The organism is Streptomyces sp. NPDC007205, assembly GCF_040634095.1.
Classification (GTDB): Bacteria; Actinomycetota; Actinomycetes; order Streptomycetales; family Streptomycetaceae; genus Streptomyces.
Genome location: NZ_JBEYEW010000154.1, coordinates 1 through 2,193, shown reverse-complemented (window position 1 = coordinate 2,193; position 2,193 = coordinate 1). Strand labels below are relative to the sequence as shown.

Genomic DNA, 2,193 nt, shown 5'->3' with positions numbered 1-2,193 from the left:
TCCAGGAGTCGTGGAGACTGAATGGCGGCGGCAAGGCCCAGCCATGGGCTACGGAACTGATTCGCGTGGGCACCGTCGTAGTGAGCGTAAACGCGATAAGTAGTCCCGACCCGATCGGGCTGCTCCGGCAGACGGGGAAGCGGGCGGCAGCCGAGATCCGCCACGAAGAGGCACGCGCCGCAGATGCTGCTGCGCGGCAGACCGGTTGACGCATGGCCTCCTACCCGATCACCGGAAGACTGAAGCTGATCCGGCCCACCTGACGGGTGAATCCACTCAGCTCCGACGTGCTGCACGCCGCGGACGACCTGAGGCCCGTACTGCCATGTCGCGCGCGTCCGGTGGACAGCTTGTGAATGGAAACTCTGCTCCTCTTGCCGCGCAGGTATCGTCCGCTGGGACCGGCCATTCGACCGCGGTGCTATCCAAAAGGCTCCAAAACATGGGGACTTCCTTTGCACGCTCGTCTTGTTGCCTCCAGCCAACCGCATAGTGGCGTGCCGCACGTCCGAGCGGAGATTGGTGATCAGTCGAGGTCGGTGGTGCCAGAGGCGGCGCGGGGCCGGTTGCGTACCCAGCACTTCAGGTCGGCAACGCGGTAGAGGAGCTCGGTTCCGCGCTTGTCGACCGAGCCGGGGAAGGTCGGGTCGTTGGCGCGGGCGCAGCACAGCGCCATAAGGCTGATGCCAGGCAGGTGGTGTACGTGGGCCTCGCGCAGACCCACCCGCTGGGCCTCGTCAGCCGGAGCCGGGTTCGCCGGCGACGTCGCCGCCGGTGTGGTTGATCGAGCGGGACCTCGTGAAGATAGAGGGCAGGAAGGCTTGCGGGGCGGCAGGCACCAGCGCAAAGCAGCGGCGTGATCAGGCGCGCGACTGCGGCTTACGGAAGCCCCGAGCATCCTCCCTCAGCCAGCGCAACCCACCCGCCGGCGCCGGCCACATGTCGATGCGGTGCCGCTCCGTCAGCTCGTGCCCGTCCTCCCCGTACGCCACCGACAGAGAGTCGTCAGCGCCCTTCACGGACAGCCTCACCCGCCAATTGCACTCATCGCCGTAACCCGGCGACGGCAGATCGAACTCCTGCAACTGCCCGTCCAGGTTGCTCAGCTGAACGTACGACTCCGCCTGAAGATCACCCTCCACGATCTCGTCCCAGCCCTCCCCGTCCAGCATCGGTTCGCTCTTGTGGACCCGCACCACGGCCGGAATGTCACCGTGCTGCACACCCGTCCTGATCACGAGCCCCGGATGCTCCTCGCTGGCTTCCAGCACCGCCGCCCGCCCGTTCTCCCGCTGCCGCCCCGCCCCCCTCGGAACCTCTCCCGGCTCGGGCTCGCTCCCCGTGATCCAGTAGTGCGCGTAAGCGGCGTGGAGCGTCATCTCTTGCTGCATCGCAGGCATCCTCGAATCGTCGGCAGAAGGCGTGACAAACGTACCGGCCCCCCACGCGGACGCGGGGGGCCGGCCTCAGCGTCGTCGGGTCAGCGAACGATCGCGACCTGGAACGGGTCCTTGTTCAAGATCCGGTTGACCGTGTAGAACCTGTTCAGGTCCCGACCGGCGTCCGTGTTCTGCGTCTCGTTCACCATGCGGCGGCTGAACCTGCCCAGCAGCGCACCGCCCTGGTAGGTGCTCGCGAACGCGTACTCGTCACACGACTTCCCGGCCGGACGCGGAAGGCTGTCCGGGCACGACGTGCGCCGGTTCCGCCGGATCTGCGTGTCGTCATACAGCCGCTGTAGCACCGTCCGGCCGCCGTACGCCCCGGGAAGCCCGGACGCCTGCGCGTCCTTGATGTGCTTCGCGACCTCCTTCACGTACCCGGACAGCGAGTACTGGATCACGTTCCTCGACTGCGGGAAGACGCACCCGTACGACCTCGGGTAGCCCTTCAGCGCGTTGTCGCAGCGCACCACCGGAGCCGGGAACGACACCGGGTTGCTCGGCGTCGCACCCGGCACCGTGAAGATCCACTTCGGTGTCGCTCCGCTCGCAAGGATCTTCCCCCTGCCGACCTTGCTCGTGAAGGTGAAGTTCGCCGACGCCCTTCCGCTCGCACCGATCGGCTGCGACGGGATGTTCCCGCGCGTCGTCGCGTTGCTCGCGGAAGCACTGCCCGAGATCACCGCACCAGCGGCGGCGCCGGACACGCTGTTCCGGGTGAAGTGCAGACTGTACGGGAACGCCTTCGACC

At 67.4% G+C, this 2,193-nt stretch carries 5 protein-coding genes; 2 read left to right on the top strand and 3 right to left on the bottom strand.

What is annotated here, in order from left to right; genetic code table 11:
• Positions 1–209: hypothetical protein (locus ABZ624_RS42795; RefSeq protein ID WP_360101128.1), on the top strand; the 209-nt coding region annotated here is incomplete at its 5' end.
• Between the two features lie 317 nt (positions 210–526).
• On the opposite strand, the gene ABZ624_RS42790 is transcribed toward ABZ624_RS42795, so the two are convergent.
• The 3 genes from ABZ624_RS42790 to ABZ624_RS42780 form a co-directional block, all read right to left on the bottom strand.
• Entirely contained in the window at positions 527–676 is a 150-nt protein-coding gene (locus tag ABZ624_RS42790; RefSeq protein WP_360101125.1) for a hypothetical protein, read from the bottom strand.
• Between the two features lie 184 nt (positions 677–860).
• Positions 861–1,391 carry a hypothetical protein gene (locus ABZ624_RS42785; RefSeq protein ID WP_360101122.1) on the bottom strand — a complete coding sequence of 177 codons (531 nt, stop codon included), beginning with the start codon at positions 1,389–1,391 and terminating at the stop codon, positions 861–863.
• Between the two features lie 89 nt (positions 1,392–1,480).
• The gene (locus tag ABZ624_RS42780; RefSeq protein ID WP_360101119.1) at positions 1,481–1,960 is read right to left on the bottom strand and encodes a NucA/NucB deoxyribonuclease domain-containing protein; all 480 of its coding nucleotides are present in this window, start codon (positions 1,958–1,960) and stop codon (positions 1,481–1,483) included.
• Position 1,961: 1 nt separating this feature from the next.
• On the opposite strand from ABZ624_RS42780, the gene ABZ624_RS42775 reads away from it, so the two are divergent.
• Positions 1,962–2,193 (top strand): hypothetical protein (locus tag ABZ624_RS42775; protein ID WP_360101116.1); only part of this gene is annotated, 232 nt, incomplete at its 3' end.